Here is an 18391-nt window from a genome sequence, read left to right as displayed (position 1 = left end):
GGGAGAAGAAGCGGCAGGTGAGCCGAGTCATGCACCTGTCGCGACTCTAGTGTTCATGCGACCGACCACAGGGATGTGGTCTCCACAGGCCCCGACATTCGTGTCGGGGCCTGTTTTATTGGGCTGCGATAAAGTTGCGCGAGCCTTGGTTATTCAGCGTCCAGGTGCAGCGGCGTGATGACCCGGCCATCACTTTCGGCCTGACCCAGGTTGGCATCGATGAAGTACACCCGGTCATCGGCCAGTTGGCCCTTGTCCACCAGGTAGTCCTTGATGCTGCTGGCGCGGTCCTGGCCCAGTTGACGCAACAGCACATCGCTGCCCGCCCAGAACGTGATGACCCCTTCACGCATTTTTGCGGCGCGCTCTTCCTTGCCCAGGTCCTTCCATTCAGCCGGTGGTTGGGTTTTTAGGCGAGTGCGGTAGATCCCTTCGAGCAACGGGGTTTTTTCCCCTTCCGGGACTTCCAGCAATGAAGCCTGGGCCGGTACCTTGTCGCCGCGACGCTGGAGAATCTTGTAATAGTTGTACTGGTACTCGCGCTCCAGGCGCTGCTCGGCAATCAACGGGCCGTCACTGCTTTGCGCGGCGGTGCCTTCGATTTCCAGGCGCAGGGCCGGGCGCTCCTTGAGGGCGCTGGCCAGTTTGACCAATGCGCCCTCGGCATCCTTGCTCAGTTCGCTGGAGCCCGGTGCGAAGGACACGGTACCCAGGTCTTCGGAACCGCCGCCGGCGACCAACCCGCCGATCAGTTTGAATGGCGCAGCTGCCGCTTTTACGATCAGGTTGCGCAGGGTTTGCCAGACAATCGGCATCACACTGAACTGGGGGTTGTTGAGGTCGCCAGTGACCGGCAGTTCGATGGAAATCTTGCCGTCGACGTCCTTGAGCAAGGCCACGGCCAGTTTCAGCGGCAGGCTGACCGCATCCGGGCTGTCGACTTTCTCGCCCAGCTCCAACTGCTCGACCACCACTTTGTTATCCGCCTTGAGCTGGCCCTTGGTGATCCGGTAATGCAGGTCGAGATTGAGGCGACCCTTACGGATCCGGTAGCCGGCGAATTTGCCGGAGTAAGGGGTCAGGGTCGTCAGCTCGACTCGTTTGAAGCTGGTGGCGATATCCAGTGCCGCCATTGGGTCGAACGGATTGACGCTGCCCTTGATGGTCACCGGGGCGTAACGGTCGACCTTGCCTTTGACGTCCACCGAGGCCGGCTTGGCCTGGCGACTGTCGATGGTGCCGATCTGGCCATTGAGTTGTTGGATCGCGGTGGCGAAGTTCGGCGTCAGGCTGAAGTCGGCAAAGTTCGCCGAGCCGTCGTTGATCGCAATGCCACCGATGTGAATGCCCAGCGGCTTGTCCTGGCTGGTGGCAGGTTTGCCTGCCGTGGTTTTCGCCGTGCTGTCGGCTGGTTGCGGGATCAGCAGGTCGTCGACGTTGGTGGTCCGATCATCATTGATCATGAACCGCACGTAGGGCTGCTGCAGGTTGATTCGATTGATCGACAGGCTGTCGCCGTGCTGATAGTTCAGCCCTTCGACCATGACCTTCTGCCACTTGAGGAAATCACGGGATTTGAGGGTGTCGAGGGTGTGCAACTGGTCGACCTGGGCCTTGCCGGTGACGTTGAAGGCCAGGGGCTCGGTGCTCTTGAGATTGACGGCCAGGTCGCTGCCGAGCATCCCGGAGCGCAGTTCCAGAAGAATGAACGGGCTGATGTAGGACTGGGCGACCCGCAGGTCGATGTCCCGGGTCTGTACGTTGAGCCGGGCGCTGACCGGGGCCAGGTTGACTTCGCCGTCGGCCATCAGCTTGCCTTGCTTGCCCACGCCGGTATCGAGCTTGAGGGTAAAGGGCGAGCCATTGAGACTGTCGAAATTTTTCAGGTCCAGGTTCAGCGGGCCGACCTCCAGCGCCACCGCCGGTTTGACTTGGCGATCGGCCAGGTGCACCTGGTAATTGCGCAGCTCGACATCCTTGAGCAGCACCTGCCAGGGTTTGCTCGGCGCAGCGGGCTCGGGTTTAGGGGAGTCGGCCGCCGCCGGTGCATCCACCGCTTCGGCCTTGACCGCCGGCTTGGCTGGCTGGCTGGCGAACAGCTTCTGCCAGTCGAGTTGGCCATCGGCTTCGCGGGCGGCCCAAGTCTCCAGTTTCTGGCTGCGGATCTTGCCGACAATCACTTGTTGTTTAGCCAGGTCGATGCTGGTTTCGCTGATGTCCAGGCGTTCGAGACGGGCGAGTGGCCGGCCATCCGGGGCCTTGATGGCAAAGGGGGCGATGCTGGCCGAGGTGTTGCTCAGCAGCAGTTCGGTTTCCTTGGACAGGTTGAGCTTGTAATCGGTGCTGAGGCTGACCGTGCCTTCTTCAAGCACCAGTGGCAGCGCGTCGCGCACATAGGGCCAAAAGGCTTTCATCTTGCCATCGGTGATTTTCAAGCTGCCTTCGGACGTGATGGGCACCAGGCTGATCTTGCCGCTCCAGTCGATCTGGCCACCGGCCGGACCAATCGCCACCAGGTTCATGTCGGCATTGTCTTCCGGCAAGGTGCTCAGGTTCTTGAGCTCGAAATCCAGTTTGTCGTAGAGGAACTCGATGGGTTCGCTCGGCCGCAAGTCCTGGAAGTGGATGTAGCCACGGGCCAGGTCGATACGGTCGATGCGCAGCGGGAAGGGCTTGGCCTCGGGGTCGGCCGGCGTCGGTTCACTGGCCGGCAACTTGAACAGCTGGGTGAGGTTCAGGGTGCCGTCCTTGCTGAACAGCACCGAGGTTTTTGGCTTGTCCAGTTGCACATCGGCCAGGTGCAGGGCGCGGGTCCAGAGGCTGTCGATCTGCAGGTCGGCGTACAAACGCTCGAAGCCGACGTGCTCCTTGCCAGGCTCGCCGATGTTCAGGCCCCACAGGGTCAGCTCCAGGCTGAACGGGTTGAACTCGATGCGTTGGATGCTGGCCGGCACCGCTGCGTAATTGGCCAATTGTTGATTGGCGATCCGCAAGGCGATACCCGGCAGAATCAGAAAGCCCAGCAAGCTGTAGAGGGCCAGAGCAGTCAACAAGGCGCCGATGGCGCGAATCAATCCTTTGGGCATGTGTGGCTTCATCTGTCTGAATCGGAGTGCCTTGGAGTATGGCATGCGATTCTGGTTCCGAAGCAATGACCTCGATCAGGATTATTCAGATTCCGGCGCCGCGACTCAGAGCTGCAGGATCAGGGTCTTGAGTGGTGGTTGCTGATCCATCGACGGGAAATCGGCGGCTGGCGGCAACACTGTGCATTCGCGCACCGGGCGCCCGGCCTTCTCCGCGCACCGCAGGACCTGCTCACGCCAGTCGTCCATGCTGACTTTCGCCAGGTTGTTGCAGCAGATCAGTACGCCATTGTCCGCGGTGCTGAGCAGCGCCGGTTTCAGCAGGCTCTGGTAGTCGCGCAGCAGGTCGACGGTGCCGAACGCGCTTTTCGCCCAGGCCGGTGGGTCGAGCAACACCAGGTCGTACTGGCGCTGTTCCAGGCGTGGATAGCTGGGCAGCTTTTGCCCGCGGCGCTGGCTGATCGGCAGGCCGGCCAATTGACGGATTGCCGGGAAATAGTCGGACTGGACGAACTGCATGCTCGGCAACTGCGGATTGAGCTGACCGTTTTCCCGGCCTACCGCCAGGTTGCCCTCGGCGAAATCCAGGTTGCACACTTCGCGCGCGCCACCGGCGGCGGCACTCAGGCCGACCCCACAGGTGTAGGCGAACAGGTTCAGCACACTCTTGCCCTGGCTGTGTTGCTTGACCCAGCCACGGGCATTGCGCAGGTCGAGAAACAGCAGCGGATCCTGCCCGGCGTGGCGCCCGCGCACCCGATAGTTCAGGCCCCACTCGTGGCCGACCATGTCTGCCAGTGCGGCCTCGTCGGCGCGGTACACGGTGTCTTCCCGGTCGATGCGCGAATTGCCCCGGGAGCGGTCGTTGTAGACCAGCAGGGTGTCGAGGCCCAGCTGTTGATTGACCGTGGCGTGCAACGCCAGCAGGTCGTCGCGCTCCAGCGCCTGGTGAAAGCTCTGCACCAGCAACTGCGGACCGTAACGGTCGACGGTCAGGCCGCCGGCGCCTTCCTGGCTGCCATGGAACAGGCGGTAGCAGTCGGTGCCTTGCTGGTGAAGCTCGGCGAGCAAGTCTTGGCGATGATCGAGGGCGGCGCGCAGCGCCTGATTCAAGGAAGACATGCGTAGCGCCTTGCAGGGGGAATTGGGCGCGAGAGTTTAACAGCTATGGGGCTTCTCTGGAGGTGCGAGCACGTTTGCTCCCGGACCTACAACAGCCCCATACGTCGCTTGGCGCGCTGCACCGAGCCATTACGCACCGCCCAGCGCAGCATCGGCGCACTGCGGTTGATGCTGGCGCGGATCAGTTGGCGTTGCAGTGCGCTCTGGCTGACGTCGAGCATGGCGCTGGCCCAGTCCGGCAGCAGGTCGATCCCGGCCTGCATCATCAGCCCGCCGAAAGGTTTGGCGAGACGACTGGGGGCGGGGGCGTTCAACAGCAGGCGCAATACTTCCCGACTGCGTTCGTCGCACAGCAGTTGTGGACGGATCCGTTGCAGGTAGTCGGCGACTTGCTGGCGCGAACGCGGCACCTCACGGGCGCCCAGGCGCTCAGCGACCAGCGCGATCTCGGCGTAGTAGCGGTCCTGGTCGGCGCCTGAGAGATGCGGATTGCGGTAGCGCAGGTGAGCGGCGAGAAAGTTGCTGACTTCGGCCACGTGCACCCAGGTCAGCAGGTCCGGGTCGCTGGCGGCGTAGGCTCGGCCATCGGGGGCGGTGCCGACCACTTGCAGGTGGATGGTGCGCACTTTTTCGATCAGCCACTCGGCGTCCTGCCGTGAGCCGAAGGTGGTGCCGGAGATGAACTGCCCGGTGCGGCGCAGGCGCCCGAGCATGTCCTGGCGAAAGTTCGAATGGTCCCAGACCCCGGCCAGCGCCAGCGGGTGCAAGGCTTGCAGCATCAAGGCACTGATGCCGCCGATGAGCATGCTGCTGAAGTCCCCGTGGACCTGCCAGCTCACCGAGTCGGGGCCGAACAGGCCGGGATCGCCCTTGGGGTTCTCCAGGTCGAGCTTGCCCAGGGACAGTCCGCTCAGGCTCATGATCTGGGTTTCAATGCGGGTACGGATGAATTCCATGACAACTCGTTGGCAACAGCAGAAAAAGGCTGCGGCCCACCGGCCGCAGCGGACTCATTGATTCAGGCGCTTGTCGATCAGCCCCGCGACCACACTCGGGTCAGCCAGGGTCGAGGTGTCGCCGAGGCTGTCGAGTTCATTGCAAGCGATCTTGCGCAAGATACGCCGCATGATCTTGCCTGAGCGGGTTTTCGGCAAGGCCGGCGCCCACTGGATCAGGTCCGGCTTGGCGAAGCTGCCGATTTCCTTGCTGACATGGGCCAGCAATTGTTGTTTCAGGGCTGCATCGGGCTCGATGCCGTTCATCGGGGTAACGAAGGCGTAGATGCCCTGGCCTTTGACGTCGTGGGGGTAACCGACCACCGCCGCCTCGGCAATGCTGTCGTGCAGCACCAGGGCGCTTTCGACTTCGGCGGTGCCGATCCGGTGCCCGGAAACGTTGATCACATCGTCGATGCGCCCGGTGATCCAGTAATCGCCGTCCTCATCCCGGCGAGCGCCGTCACCGGTGAAGTAGTAGCCGGGGTAGGGCTTGAAGTAGGTATCGAGCATTCGCTGCGGGTCGCCGTAGACGCTGCGGATCTGCGCCGGCCAACTGGACTTGAGCGCCAGTACGCCACTGCCGGGGCCGCTGATTTCCTGGCCTTGCTCATCGAGCAGCACCGGCTGTACACCGAACATTGGTTGTGTGGCGCAACCGGGTTTGATCCGTTGTGCGCTGACCAGCGGGCTGAGCATGATGCCGCCGGTTTCGGTCTGCCACCAAGTGTCGACGATCGGGCAGCGTTGTTCGCCGACGGCATTGAAATACCATTCCCAGGCTTCCGGGTTGATCGGTTCGCCGACGCTGCCCAGCAGGCGCAGGCTGCTGCGCGAGCTGTCCTGCAAGGGCGCGGAGCCTTCACGCATCAGGGCGCGCAACGCGGTGGGGGCGGTGTAGAAGATGTTGACCTGGTGTTTGTCGATGACGTGCCAGAAACGCGAGCTGTTGGGGTAGTTGGGCACGCCTTCGAAGATCAGGGTGGTGGCGCCGTTGGCCAGCGGGCCATAGACGATGTAGCTGTGGCCGGTGACCCAGCCGACGTCGGCGGTGCACCAGAATACTTCGCCGTCGCGGTAGTCGAGCACGTACTTGAAGGTCATCGCTGCTTGCAGCAGATAGCCCCCGGTGGTGTGCAGCACGCCCTTGGGTTTACCGGTGCTGCCGGAGGTGTAGAGAATGAATAGCGGGTCCTCGGCGTCCATCGGCTGGGGCGGGCACTGTGCGCTGGCATCGTGCACGGCCTGGTGATACCAGAGGTCGCGGCCCTCCTGCCAATTGACCTGGCCCTGGGTGCGCTGGACCACGATCACCGTACTGACAGCGGGGCAACTGAGCAGGGCCTGGTCGACGTTATGTTTGAGTGGCACGTTCTTGCCGCCGCGCACGCCTTCGTTGGCGGTGATGACTGTGCGGCAGTCGGCATCGAGGATGCGGTCGCGCAGCGAGTCCGGGGAAAAACCGCCGAACACCACCGAATGCACGGCACCGATGCGCGAGCAGGCGAGCATCGCGTAGGCGGCTTCAGGGATCATCGGCATGTAGATGCACACCCGGTCGCCTTTTTTCACGCCGCGGCTTTTCAGCACGTTGGCCAGGCGGCAGACGTGGTCATGCAGTTGTTGGTAGGTGATCTGTTGCGAGTCAGCGGGGTCGTCGCCTTCCCAGATGATCGCGGTCTGTTGACTGCGTGTGGCCAGGTGACGGTCGATGCAGTTGTAGCTGACGTTGAGCTGGCCGCCGGCGAACCATTGGGCTTGGCCAGTCTTGATATCGCAGCGCTGGACGGTCTGCCAGGGCTGGGACCAGTCGAGAAATTGCCTGGCCTGTTCGGCCCAGAAGCTATCGGGATGATCGATGGACTGGCGGTACAGGCGTTGATAGTCGTCCTGACTTAATTGCCCAGCCCGGCGGACGGCATCGGCTTTGGGGAATGTGCTGATATCGAACATGACGGTTCCTTATTCTTGTCTTGGCCACAAGAGATAAAGATGCGCCGAGTGATCAATGGGTTCAAGTCATGCGCTAAAACCCCTGTGGGAGCAAGCTCGCTCCCACAGGGGTAGCAGCGGGGCTTCAGATCAGCCGCGGTGACGCCCGCGGAAGTAGTTGATCAAGCCCTGGGTCGAGGCATCGTCGGCGGGGGCTTCTTCGCTGCCCACCAGACGGTTGTAGACGCCTTTGCCCAGTTCCTTGCCCAGCTCCACGCCCCATTGGTCGAACGCGTTGATGCCCCAGATAACGCTCTGCACGAAGACCTTGTGTTCGTACATCGCGACCAGTGCGCCGAGGCGTCGTGGGCTGATGCGCTCGACCACCAGGGTGTTGCTCGGACGGTTGCCCGGGATCACCTTGTGCGGCGCGAGTTTCTCGATCTGCTCTTCGCTCATGCCCTTGTCACGCAGCTCGGCTTGCGCTTCGCCCAGGGTCTTGCCGAGCATCAGCGCCTGGCTTTGCGACAGGCAGTTGGCATACAGCCACTGATGGTGGTCCGCTACCGGGTTGAAGCTGACGATCGGCACGATGAAGTCGGCCGGGATCAGTTGGGTGCCCTGGTGCAGCAACTGGTGGTAGGCGTGCTGACCGTTGCAACCTACGCCGCCCCAGATCACTGGACCGGTATCGGTGGACACGGGCGTACCGTCCTGGCGCACGCTCTTGCCGTTGGATTCCATGTCCAGTTGTTGCAGGTGCTTGGTGATGTTGCGCAGGTAGTGGTCGTACGGCAGGATCGCGTGGCTCTGTGCGCCCCAGAAGTTGCCGTACCACACGCCCAGCAAGGCTAGCAGCACCGGCATGTTCTGTTCGAACGGTGCGCTCTGGAAGTGCTGGTCCATGGTGTAGGCACCGGACAGCAGTTCCTTGAAGTTGGACATGCCGATCGCCAGGGCAATCGGCAGGCCGATGGCCGACCACAGCGAGTAACGACCGCCAACCCAGTCCCACATCGGGAAGATGTTTTCTTCGCGAATGCCGAAAGCCACGGCGGCCGCGTTGTTGCTCGAGACCGCGATGAAGTGGCGATACAGCTCGGCTTCCGAGCCACCCTGGGCCAAGTACCAGGCGCGAGCGGCCTGGGCGTTTTTCAAGGTTTCGAGGGTGTTGAAGGATTTCGAAGAAACGATGAACAGCGTGGTCTCGGCGCGCAGCTTCTGGGCCAGTTCGTGGAACTCACTGCCGTCGATGTTCGCCAGGTAGTGGCAGCGCACGCCTTTCTGGGCGTAGGACAGCAGGGCTTCGGAGACCAGCTCCGGGCCGAGGAACGAGCCGCCGATACCGATGTTCACCACGTCGGTGATCGGTTTTTCAGTGTAGCCGCGCCACAGGCCGTCATGGATACGCCCGACCATGTCGGTGATCTGGTTCAGCACCTTGTGCACTTCCGGCATCACGTTGACGCCGTTGACCGACAGCTTGTCGCCCACCGGACGACGCAGGGCAGTGTGCAGCGCTGGGCGGCCTTCGGAAGCGTTGACGATTTCGCCGCTGAACAAGGCCTTGATGGCGTCCTGCAGGCCGGCTTCATTCGCCAGGCCCACCAGCAGGTTGCGGGTTTGCTCGTTGATCAGGTTTTTCGAGTAGTCGAGGAACAGTCCACAGCTGCTCAGGGTGAACTGGGTGAAACGCTGCGGGTCGGCATTAAACGCTTCACGCATGCTGAAATCCTGCATGGCTTGGCGGTGATCATTCAGCGCCTGCCAGGCTGGCAGAGCGGTAACGTCTTGAGGGTTGCGGTAGTACGCCATCGCTGCGGGTTTCCTTTTACTTGAACTGCCTTTAGGACACTGAAAAGCCCGGAACATCCTGCCGGGCGGCAGATATTATCCGGTAAAACTACGAAGACATGATTAAAAAACGCAGGCCGACAACAGTAAACCTTGAGGGGGGTATCTGTCTTGGCTTTGTGGTGGGAGCGAGCTTGAACTGGTCAGCTTGCTCGCGATGAGGTCGTCAGATTCTATATCTCATTGACTGACATGCCGTCATCGCGAGCAAGCTCGCTCCTACAGGGGGGGCGTGCGGGGTTTAGGCGGGGGTATCGAGGTTCAGGTGCAGGTTGTCGATCAGGCGGGTGGTGCCGAGGAAGGCAGCCACCAGGATCACCAGGTCGCGATCTTCGGGGGTCGCCGGGCGCAGGTTTTGTGCGTGGCGAATCTCCAGGTAATCAGGCCGCAATCCGGCCGCTTCAAGTTGCTTGAGCTGCGCCTGGAGCAACGCCGGATAATCGCGTCGACCTTGCTCGATGGCGTCGGCAATGCCTTTGAGGGTGCGATACACCACGGGTGCCACGGCCCGTTGTCGCTCATCGAGGAAGCCATTGCGCGACGATAGGGCCAGGCCATCGGCGGCGCGTACAGTCGGCTCGCCAATGATCTGGATCGGCATGTTGAGGTCATGCACCAGTGCGCGGATCACCGCCAGTTGCTGGAAGTCTTTCTGGCCGAACACTGCGAGGTCCGGCTGGACCATGTTGAACAGCTTGCTGACTACCGTCGCCACGCCTTCGAAATGCCCGGGACGGCTGGCGCCGCACAAGCCTTCTGCCAGGTTGGGGACACTGACGCGGGTCTGGCCGGACATGCCGTCGGGGTACATTTCCTCGACGGTCGGCGCAAACAGCAAGTGGCAACCGACTTGCAGCAGTTGTTCCTGATCGCCGGCCAGGGTCCGCGGGTACTTATCCAGGTCTTCGCCCGCACCGAACTGCAGCGGGTTGACAAAGATACTCGCGACTACGAAATCCACCTGCTGGGCGGCCTTGGTGACCAGGGCCATGTGGCCGCTGTGCAGGTTGCCCATGGTCGGGACGAATCCGATGCGCTTGCCTTCGCTGCGCGCGCGGGCGACCGCGGCACGCAGTTCAAGTACGGTGTTGACGGTGATCATGCAGAAAATCCGTGTTCAGCACCCGGGAAGGTCACGGCTTTGACTTGCGTGACGTAAGCGCTGAGGGCCGCCTGGATGCTCTCTTGGCCGGCCATGAAGTTCTTCACGAACTTGGGCGCACGGCCGGTCAGCGACAGGCCGAGCATGTCGTGCAGCACCAACACCTGACCGTCGGTACCGCTGCCGGCACCGATGCCGATCACCGGGATCTTCACCGCCTGGGAGATTTCCAGGGCCAGTTCGCTTGGCACACATTCGAGCAACAGCATCGAGACACCGGCCTGTTCCAGGGCAATGGCGTCGGCACGCATCTGCCGTGCCTGGTTCTCGTTGCGACCCTGGACCTTATAGCCGCCCAGGATGTTCACCGCCTGCGGTGTCAGGCCCATGTGCGCGCACACCGGAACCCCGCGCTCGGCCAGCAAGCGAATCGAATCGGCCAGCCACAGTGCACCTTCGACCTTGACCATGTGCGCGCCGGCCTGCATCAGCTGGGCGCTGTTGATCATGGTTTGCTCGGTCGTCGCATTGGCCATGAACGGCAGGTCGGCGAGGATCAGTGCGTCAGTGTTGCCGCGCTTGACGCAGGCCACGTGGTACGCCATCTCGGCCGTCGTGACGGGTAGGGTGCTGTCATGGCCTTGCAACACCATACCAAGGGAGTCGCCCACCAGTAACACTTCAACACCGGCCTCATTGCAGGCGTGGGCAAAAGTAGCGTCGTAGCAGGTCAGCATGGTGATCTTTTCACCTTTCTGCTTCAGGGACTGCAGGGTGGTGAGAGTAATAGCTGGCATGAAAAGGATCCTCGTTCAGGCGCTTGGAAAACTACTGCGAGTAACGCGCGTGATTCTTCATGGACTCAGGCGCACGGTCTTTTGTCGTGCTTGAAAAGCCTGGATTGCGCCCTTGGTGCCGGGTTGGCGGCAGCGGGACGCCTATAGTCGTGATGAGAACTCGGGAAGTCAATTGGATGTGTTACCGCCTGGGTGTTACCGGCGTTACTGATGCGATTCAGCAGAGTGCGGTGCGCTCTGTAGGATTAATCGCCGGTGGCCAGGCGATCCAGGCCGACAAACGGGCAGGCTGCCAGCAGGTCGCTCAAGCGACGGCCGTCCGCCAGTTCCAGTTGGGCGGGGGCCAGCTCAGCCAGGGGGTAGAGCACAAAGGCCCGTTCCTGCATCTGGTAGTGGGGGACCTTGAGGCGTGGCTCGTCGATGAGGCGGTCGCCGAACAGCAGGATGTCCAGGTCGAGGGTGCGCGGGCCCCAGCGCTCAAGGCGTTCGCGGCCTTGCTGGTTTTCGATGGCTTGCAGCGCATCGAGCAGCTCGAGGGGCGCGAGGGCACTCTCCAGCGCCGCTACGGCGTTGGTGTAGCGAGGCTGGCCTGGCAGCAGGGAGTCGCTTTGATAGAAGGCCGAGACCCCAGTCAGTTGAGTCTTGGGCAACTGCGTCAACGCCTGTACAGCGTTGCGCAGTTGCTCTTGCGGGGCCGCGAGGTTGCTGCCCATGCCGATGTAGATGCGTTCCATCGACTTACTCGCCTGAAGCGCTCGTGCCGTCAGCGGCACGTTTGCGCTTGGCACCACCGGTGCGGCGACGTTTGCGTGGGGCTGCGCCGGCACTTTCATCCTTGCCGCTGAGGTCGCGAATCATATCGCGGCGTTCGCTGTCGTTGGCGTCCTGATAGTCCGTCCACCATTCGCCCAGGCCGTTGGTCTGTTCGCCGGCGCTTTCGCGCAGCAGCAGGAAGTCGTAGCCGGCACGGAAGCGTGGGTTGTCCAGCAGCAGGTCGGCGCGTTTGCCGCTGCGACGGGGCAGGCGTTCCTGCATGTCCCAGATCTCGCGGATCGGCATGGTGAAACGTTTGGGAATGGCAATCCGTTGGCACTGCTCGGCGATCAGTTCGTGAGCGGCTTCCTGCATGGCCGGGATCGGCGGCATGCCACGGTCCTGCAAGCGCAGGACCCGGGCCGGCAGCGCGGGCCACAGCAGGGCGGCGAACAGGAAGGCTGGGGTCACCGGCTTGTTCTGCTTGATCCGCAGGTCGGTGTTGATCAGCGCTTCACTGATCAGGGTGTGGGTGTAGGTCGGGTTGTGCTCCAGTGCATCGGCGCTGGCCGGGAACAATGGATCGAACAATTGCAGGTCGACCAGCATTTCAAAGGTGTCAGCGGCATGCCCCGAGAGGAACAGCTTCAACACTTCTTCGAACAGGCGTGCCGACGGGATTTCCCGCAGCATGGGGGCCAGGTCGCGGATCGGTGCGGCCGTGTGCTTCTCGATACCGAAGTTCAGCTTGGCGGCAAAACGCACCGCTCGCAGCATGCGTACCGGGTCTTCCTGGTAGCGCTGGGTCGGGTCGCCGATCAGGCGGATCAGGTGGTTGCGAATATCGTGTACGCCGTTGGCGTAGTCGAGGATGCGCTCACTGACCGGATCGTAGTACAGGGCATTGATGGTGAAGTCGCGACGTTGCGCGTCTTCTTCCAGGGTGCCGTAGACGTTGTCGCGCAAAATGCGCCCGCTTTCGTTACGCGAGGACTGGTTGCTGTCTTCCTCTTCGTCGTTTTGCGGGTGATTGGCGCGGAAGGTCGCCACTTCGATGATTTCGCGGCCAAAGTGGATGTGCACCAACTTGAAGCGACGGCCAATGATGCGCGCGTTACGAAACTCGGCGCGAACCTGTTCTGGTGTGGCACTGGTGGCGACGTCGAAATCTTTGGGCGTGATGCCAAGCAACATGTCACGCACACAGCCACCGACCAGGTAAGCCTGGTAACCGGCGTTCTGCAGGCGCTCGACGATATTCACTGCGTAACGGCTGAATTGGCCCTTTTGCAGCGAATGTTGGCCGCTGTTGAGCACTTCAGGCGTGCTGCGAATGTGTTGCGTATGACGCTTGGGAGAACGGAATGACTGGAACAGCTTCTTCAGCATGGGATGCACTGTTTGAAGGAATGTTCGGCCATAACCAAGAATGACCGCATGATGGGCCGGGATTCTAGCATTTAGTCGAGGGATGGTGTAGGAAGCTGCGCGGTTCTCTGTAGCAGCTGTCGAGCCATGCGAAGCAGCGTTCGCCGGCGAAGCCGTCGTGAAGGCGGGAATTGTGCAGTGTCAGTCGGCTAAACGGCAGAAACTACAAGGGGAGCCGAAGCTCCCCAAGAAGTAGTTGCGTGCTCTATTTTTATTATGGGTTTTGGGCTTCTTGTTTTTGTGTCGCGCCCACGTCATGAGGTTTTCCCTGCATGACCCTCCCAATCGGGAGCCAAGAGCAAACGGATTGCTTTGATCGCTGTGTTGCAATGATCTATCGATCCAACCAGTTCAGGCTCTGCCTTAGGGCAGTTTTTGTTGTTCTCGGCCTGGTTGTGGGGCAAGCCCCAAATACAACGCCTCTCCAAAAGAATCAGTTAGCTACGCCTCTCGCCGTCTTGTTTTTATTGTGCGTGAGTCGATTCGTCTTATTTTTATTGTCTTGTGCATTGCTTGTTATTGTTCTTGTACCAAACATATAGCAGAAGCCGTGCCAACTTTTGCGATCCCCAGTAAAACAAGGGGTTAGCCAGGCAGAGGGCTTTATTCGAGGCGAAAAAAAGCCGGGGCTTCGTTACCTTAAGCCCCGGCTTTTGTTACGGAAAAAGCTGCGGTAACAGTTTTTTCACATTTTCAGCTGTTACCTGCACAGTCGACAGGTAACGTTCAGCCCTCGCTGGTTACCCCGGTCTTGCGCCGCGGGATGCCCAGGCGTTGGCGGCGTTCCCACAGGCATTTACGGCTGACCCCAAGTTTGCGGGCCAGTTCGGTTTCCGTCATGTGGTCCTGGTGTTCGAGGACGAAGTGCTGGAAGTAGTCTTCCAGGGACAGGTCTTCGGTCGGTTCGTGGCTGGCGTTGCTGGTGCTGCCCTGATGCGGTGCCAGACCAATGAATTCGTCTTCTTCCAGGTCACTGAGCTCGATGTCGATGCCCAGCAGCTCGGCAGAGATTTCCGGGCTCTCGCACAGGATCACGGCACGCTCGACGGCGTTTTCCAGTTCGCGCACGTTGCCCGGCCAGCTGTAATGACGAATCGCCTGCTCGGCGTCAGGGGCGAACTTCAGGTCGGTACGATTGACCCGCGCACTCTGGCGTGCAAGGAAGGCATTGGCGATTTCGTTGACGTCGGCACCGCGTTCGCGCAATGCCGGCAGTTTCAGGGCGATCACGTGGAGGCGGTAAAACAGGTCTTCACGGAACTGGCCGATTTTCGCCAGGCTCTTGAGGTCGCGGTGAGTGGCCGCGATCAGGCGCACGTCGACTTTTTGCGACTGCACCGAGCCGACACGACGGATCTCGCCTTCCTGCAATACGCGCAGCAGGCGCGCCTGGGCTTCCAGTGGCAGTTCGCCGATCTCGTCGAGGAACAGGGTCCCGCCGTCCGCCGCTTCCACCAGGCCGGCACGTCCGGCGCTGGCACCGGTAAAGGCGCCTTTCTCGTGACCGAACAGTTCGGACTCGATCAGGCTTTCCGGAATGGCCGCGCAGTTCACCGAGATCATCGGCGCCTTCGCACGCTTGGACAGGTTGTGCAGGGCGCGGGCCACCAGCTCCTTGCCGGTCCCGGACTCACCCTGGATCAGCACATTGGAATCGGTTGGCGCGACTTTGCGGATCTTGCTGTAGAGGTCCTGCATCGGTGGGCAGGAGCCGATGATGCCGATCTCGCCGTTGCTGTTGTCGAGCCCTGGCTTGTCGCTGCCATTGGCGACCTTGCCGGCCGGTCGCTCATTGGCGGTGCTCTGTGCCGTCTGTCGGTCACGCAGGATGCGTGCGACGGCCTGGAGCATTTCGTCGTGGTCGAAAGGCTTGGCGATGTAGTCCACCGCGCCCATCTTCATCGAGTCCACCGCCGAGCGCAGGCTGGCGTAGCTGGTCATGATCAGCACCGGCGTGCCCTGGCCGAGCTTGATCAGTTCAGTCCCCGGAGCGCCGGGCAGGCGCAGGTCGCTGACAATCAGGTCGAACGTGGGAATGCTGAAGCGTTCTTGTGCTTCCTGCACTGAACCGGCTTCGCTGACCTGGTACTGGTTACGTTCCAGCAGGCGGCGCAAGGCGGAGCGGATAATGGTTTCGTCTTCGACGATCAAAATGTGCGGCATTGATTCGATTCTCTCGACGGTCTCAGTTCACAGCGGACGTCGCTTCGACATGACGCGGTAAGGTCACCCGGATACGGGTGCCGCGTTGGCTTTGGATGTCAGCCGGGCTGTCGATGGTGATTTGTCCATAATGCTCTTCAACGATGGAATAGACCAGTGCAAGGCCCAGACCGGTGCCTTCGCCAGGATCCTTGGTGGTAAAGAAAGGTTCGAACAAGCGGTCCTTGATGTTCGCCGGGATGCCACTGCCTTCGTCTTCCACGATCAGGTCGACCGTGTGTTCGCTGGCTTCGCTTTTTACCCGCACCGCACTGCCGGCCGGTGTTGCATCGCGGGCGTTGGACAGCAGGTTGATCAGGACCTGGGCGAGCCGCTGTGGGTCACCCACGACCCAGTGCTCGGGATCGCACAGGTTGAAGAACTGCACTTCGAAGTTGCGTCGGTTCAGCGCCAGCAGACCAATGGCATCCTGCGCCACCTCGGCCAGGCACACCGGCTCGTCATTGTGCTGGTGGCTGCCGGCGTGGGCAAAGCTCATCAGCGACTGCACGATGCGTGACACCCGCTTGGTCTGCTCGAGAATCTGTCCGCTGATTTCGGTCAGTTCGCCATCTTCTTCCCGCTCTTCGCGCAGGTTCTGCGCCAGGCAGGCGATGCCGGTGATCGGGTTGCCAATTTCGTGGGCCACGCCGGCCGCCAGGCGACCGATGCTCGCCAGGCGTTCGGAGTGCACCAGTTTGTCTTCGAGCATCTGGGTTTCGGTCAGGTCCTCGACCAGCAACACCAGGCCACTGTTACCCGGCGCCAGCGGTTCGTCGATGGCCGCCTTGTGCAGGTTCAGCCAGCGGGTCTGGCCGTCGAGGGCCAGGTGTTGTTTGTGCAAGTGTTCGTCAGGCAGGTTGATGAAACCTTGCAGCAGTTCCTTCCACGGCTCGCCCAGGGTGCTCAGGCGTGAACCCACCACGCGCTGCGCGGCAATGCCCGTCAGCTCTTCCATGGCTTTGTTCCACATGAGGATTTCCTGGTCCTTGGCCAGCGAACAGACGCCCATCGGCAATTCTTGCAGGGTCTGGCGGTGGTAGCGGCGCAGGGCGTCGAGTTCGGCGGCAAGGCCGGTGAGGCGCGAGTGATAGTCCTCGAGCCGGCTTTCGATGAAGTGAATGTCTTCGGTGACATAGTTTTCGCCGCCGGCCTTGTAGGGCAGGAAGGTCTCGACCATGTCTTGCGCCACGCTGGGGCCCATCAGGCCGGAGAGGTTGGCCTCGATGCGGTCGCGCAGGCGGCGCAGGGCATAGGGCCGACGTTCATCGAACGGCAGGTACAGATCGCGCAGGGCTTGCTCGACTTCCTTTTGCGCGGCCTTGGCACCCAGTGGCTTGGCCAGTTGGGTGGCGAATTCCTGGGGCGAGGCGGCATGCAGCTCGCGTCGTTGCGGGCGCCGCACGTTGTCCACGGCGCAGGCTTCGGCAGCGCTGGCTTCCTCGGTGCTGGCATTGGTGAACAGCGAGATCAGGGTGAACATCAGCACGTTGGCCGCCAGCGAGGCGATGGCCGCCATGTGCCAACTGGTGTCGTCGAGCACGTAGATCATGTTCAGCAGCGGGATATAGAACCCCTGCAGATTGCCTACCAACGGCAGCAGCATGGTCACCAGCCAGACCAGGATGCCTGCCAGCAACCCGGCGATGAAGCCGCGTCGGTTGGCGGTCGGCCAGTACAGCACCGACAACACGCCCGGCAGGAACTGCAAGGTGGCGACAAAGGCCACGATGCCCAGGTTGGCCAGGTCCTGCTCGGCGCCCAGCAGCAGGTAGAAGCCATAACCGGCCATGATGATCGCGACGATCAGCGCGCGGCGGGTCCATTTCAGCCAGCGGTAGATGTTGCCTTCGGCGGGCGGCTGGTACAGCGGCAGCACCAGGTGGTTCAAGGCCATCCCGGACAGCGCCAGGGTGGTGACGATGATCAGGCCGCTGGCAGCGGAGAGCCCGCCGACATAGGCCAGCAGGGCCAGGGCCTTGCTGTTGGCGGCAATGCCGATCCCGAGGGTGAAGTACTCCGGGTTGGTGGTGGCGCCCAGTTTCAGCCCGGCCCAGAGAATCAGTGGCACGGCCAGGCTCATCAACAGCAGGAACAGCGGCAGGCCCCAACTGGCACTGACCAGGGAGCGCGGGTTGAGGTTTTCGGTGAAGGTCATGTGGTACATGTGCGGCATCACGATCGCCGAGGCGAAGAACACCAGCAATAGCGTGCGCCATGGACCTTCCTGCAGTGGCGTGTGCAGGGCGGCGAGGGCGGTCTGGTTCTGCAGTAGCCACAACTCAAGCTGTTGCGGACCGTCGAACACACCGTACAGCGCGTACAGGCCGACGCCACCAATGGCGATCAGCTTGATCACTGACTCGAAGGCAATGGCGAACACCAGGCCCTCGTGTTTCTCCCGGGTGGCAATGTGTCGCGAGCCAAAGAAAATCGTGAACAGGGTGATCAGCGCGCAGAAGCTCAGCGCCACGCGATGCTGCACCGGCTCGCGAGTGAGGATGCCGATGGAGTCGGCCACGGCCTGGATCTGCAGGGCCAATAACGGCAACACGCCGATCAGCATGAATATGGTGGTCAGCGCGCCGGCCCAGGTACTGCGAAAGCGAAAGGCAAACAGGTCGGCCAGGGACGACAACTGATAGGTGCGGGTAATCTTCAGGATCGGGTACAGCAACACCGGTGCCAGCAGGAACGCGCCGGACACTCCCAGGTAACTGGACAGGAAACCATAGCCGTACTGATAGGCCAGGCCGACCGTGCCGTAGAACGCCCAGGCGCTGGCGTAGACCCCAAGCGACAGGGTGTAGGTCAGCGGGTGGCGAATGATCGCCCGTGGGATCATTCCACGTTCGCTGATCCAGGCAACGCCGAACAGCACCGCCAGGTAGGCGGCGCTGATCAGGATCATCTGGGTCAGGCTAAAGCTCATCGGCATCTTTTTGGCTCTGCAGGATGAAGGTCACGACGATCAGGATCAGCCACAGCAGATACGGGCGATACCAGGCGCCAGTGGCGTCGATCCACCAGTCCATGATGGCGGGGGAGAACAGATAGATCCCCACTACCAGCAGCAGGACCAAGCGATAGATGTACATCCCGGCCTCTCTTTATTGTGTG

12 protein-coding genes are annotated in these 18391 nt (G+C 61.7%); all 12 read right to left on the bottom strand.

What is annotated here, in order from left to right; genetic code table 11:
• Nucleotides 1–149 precede the first annotated feature (149 nt).
• On the bottom strand, nucleotides 150–3098 hold the full coding sequence (locus PspS04_RS23410; RefSeq protein ID WP_159998013.1) for a DUF748 domain-containing protein: 2949 nt from the start codon (nucleotides 3096–3098) through the stop codon (nucleotides 150–152).
• 93 nt (nucleotides 3099–3191) lie between these two features.
• Complete coding sequence (locus tag PspS04_RS23405) at nucleotides 3192–4208, bottom strand: class I SAM-dependent rRNA methyltransferase (RefSeq protein ID WP_095166557.1); 1017 nt, start codon at nucleotides 4206–4208, stop codon at nucleotides 3192–3194.
• Between the two features lie 86 nt (nucleotides 4209–4294).
• The gene (locus PspS04_RS23400; RefSeq protein ID WP_095166559.1) at nucleotides 4295–5164 is read right to left on the bottom strand and encodes an oxygenase MpaB family protein; all 870 of its coding nucleotides are present in this window, start codon (nucleotides 5162–5164) and stop codon (nucleotides 4295–4297) included.
• 54 nt (nucleotides 5165–5218) lie between these two features.
• Nucleotides 5219–7156, bottom strand: a complete 1938-nt coding sequence (gene acs, locus PspS04_RS23395) for an acetate--CoA ligase (protein ID WP_159998011.1) — start codon at nucleotides 7154–7156, stop codon at nucleotides 5219–5221.
• A gap of 129 nt (nucleotides 7157–7285) precedes the next feature.
• A complete protein-coding gene (gene pgi / locus PspS04_RS23390; RefSeq protein ID WP_095166563.1) occupies nucleotides 7286–8950 on the bottom strand; it encodes a glucose-6-phosphate isomerase in 1665 nt (554 codons plus the stop codon).
• A 280-nt stretch (nucleotides 8951–9230) separates the two neighbouring features.
• Entirely contained in the window at nucleotides 9231–10091 is an 861-nt protein-coding gene (panC, locus tag PspS04_RS23385; protein ID WP_159998009.1) for a pantoate--beta-alanine ligase, read from the bottom strand.
• Nucleotides 10088–10888, bottom strand: a complete 801-nt coding sequence (gene panB / locus PspS04_RS23380; RefSeq protein WP_159998007.1) for a 3-methyl-2-oxobutanoate hydroxymethyltransferase — start codon at nucleotides 10886–10888, stop codon at nucleotides 10088–10090. The genes panC and panB overlap by 4 nt, the downstream gene beginning before the upstream one ends.
• Nucleotides 10889–11133: 245 nt before the next feature.
• Nucleotides 11134–11622, bottom strand: coding sequence for a 2-amino-4-hydroxy-6-hydroxymethyldihydropteridine diphosphokinase (gene folK / locus PspS04_RS23375; protein WP_095166569.1), 489 nt, complete (start codon nucleotides 11620–11622; stop codon nucleotides 11134–11136).
• Nucleotides 11623–11626: 4 nt separating this feature from the next.
• Complete coding sequence (locus PspS04_RS23370; RefSeq protein ID WP_095166571.1) at nucleotides 11627–13030, bottom strand: polynucleotide adenylyltransferase PcnB; 1404 nt, start codon at nucleotides 13028–13030, stop codon at nucleotides 11627–11629.
• Nucleotides 13031–13795: 765 nt separating this feature from the next.
• Nucleotides 13796–15232 (bottom strand): sigma-54-dependent transcriptional regulator, encoded by a 1437-nt coding sequence (locus PspS04_RS23365; RefSeq protein ID WP_095166573.1) that lies wholly within the window; start codon nucleotides 15230–15232, stop codon nucleotides 13796–13798.
• Nucleotides 15233–15254: 22 nt separating this feature from the next.
• Nucleotides 15255–18209, bottom strand: coding sequence for a sensor histidine kinase (locus PspS04_RS23360; RefSeq protein WP_162530212.1), 2955 nt, complete (start codon nucleotides 18207–18209; stop codon nucleotides 15255–15257).
• Entirely contained in the window at nucleotides 18193–18369 is a 177-nt protein-coding gene (locus tag PspS04_RS23355) for a hypothetical protein (RefSeq protein ID WP_003176118.1), read from the bottom strand. Before PspS04_RS23355 ends, PspS04_RS23360 begins: the two co-directional genes overlap by 17 nt.
• Nucleotides 18370–18391: the final 22 nt, after the last annotated feature.

It is taken from the genome of Pseudomonas sp. S04 (assembly GCF_009834545.1).
GTDB lineage: Bacteria > Pseudomonadota > Gammaproteobacteria > Pseudomonadales > Pseudomonadaceae > Aquipseudomonas.
The sequence above is the reverse complement of the archived record's forward strand: the minus strand, read 5'-3'. Positions and strand labels throughout refer to the sequence as shown.

Coding starts and splice junctions, on each gene's coding strand:
- PspS04_RS23365 (WP_095166573.1), bottom strand. CDS start 15,232: ATGCCGCACATTTTGATCGTCGAAGACGAAACCATTATCCGCTCCGCC.
- acs (WP_159998011.1), bottom strand. CDS start 7,156: ATGTTCGATATCAGCACATTCCCCAAAGCCGATGCCGTCCGCCGGGCT.
- pgi (WP_095166563.1), bottom strand. CDS start 8,950: ATGGCGTACTACCGCAACCCTCAAGACGTTACCGCTCTGCCAGCCTGG.
- PspS04_RS23410 (WP_159998013.1), bottom strand. CDS start 3,098: ATGAAGCCACACATGCCCAAAGGATTGATTCGCGCCATCGGCGCCTTG.
- panC (WP_159998009.1), bottom strand. CDS start 10,091: ATGATCACCGTCAACACCGTACTTGAACTGCGTGCCGCGGTCGCCCGC.
- folK (WP_095166569.1), bottom strand. CDS start 11,622: ATGGAACGCATCTACATCGGCATGGGCAGCAACCTCGCGGCCCCGCAA.
- PspS04_RS23360 (WP_162530212.1), bottom strand. CDS start 18,209: ATGCCGATGAGCTTTAGCCTGACCCAGATGATCCTGATCAGCGCCGCC.
- PspS04_RS23370 (WP_095166571.1), bottom strand. CDS start 13,030: ATGCTGAAGAAGCTGTTCCAGTCATTCCGTTCTCCCAAGCGTCATACG.
- PspS04_RS23400 (WP_095166559.1), bottom strand. CDS start 5,164: ATGGAATTCATCCGTACCCGCATTGAAACCCAGATCATGAGCCTGAGC.
- PspS04_RS23405 (WP_095166557.1), bottom strand. CDS start 4,208: ATGTCTTCCTTGAATCAGGCGCTGCGCGCCGCCCTCGATCATCGCCAA.
- panB (WP_159998007.1), bottom strand. CDS start 10,888: ATGCCAGCTATTACTCTCACCACCCTGCAGTCCCTGAAGCAGAAAGGT.
- PspS04_RS23355 (WP_003176118.1), bottom strand. CDS start 18,369: ATGTACATCTATCGCTTGGTCCTGCTGCTGGTAGTGGGGATCTATCTG.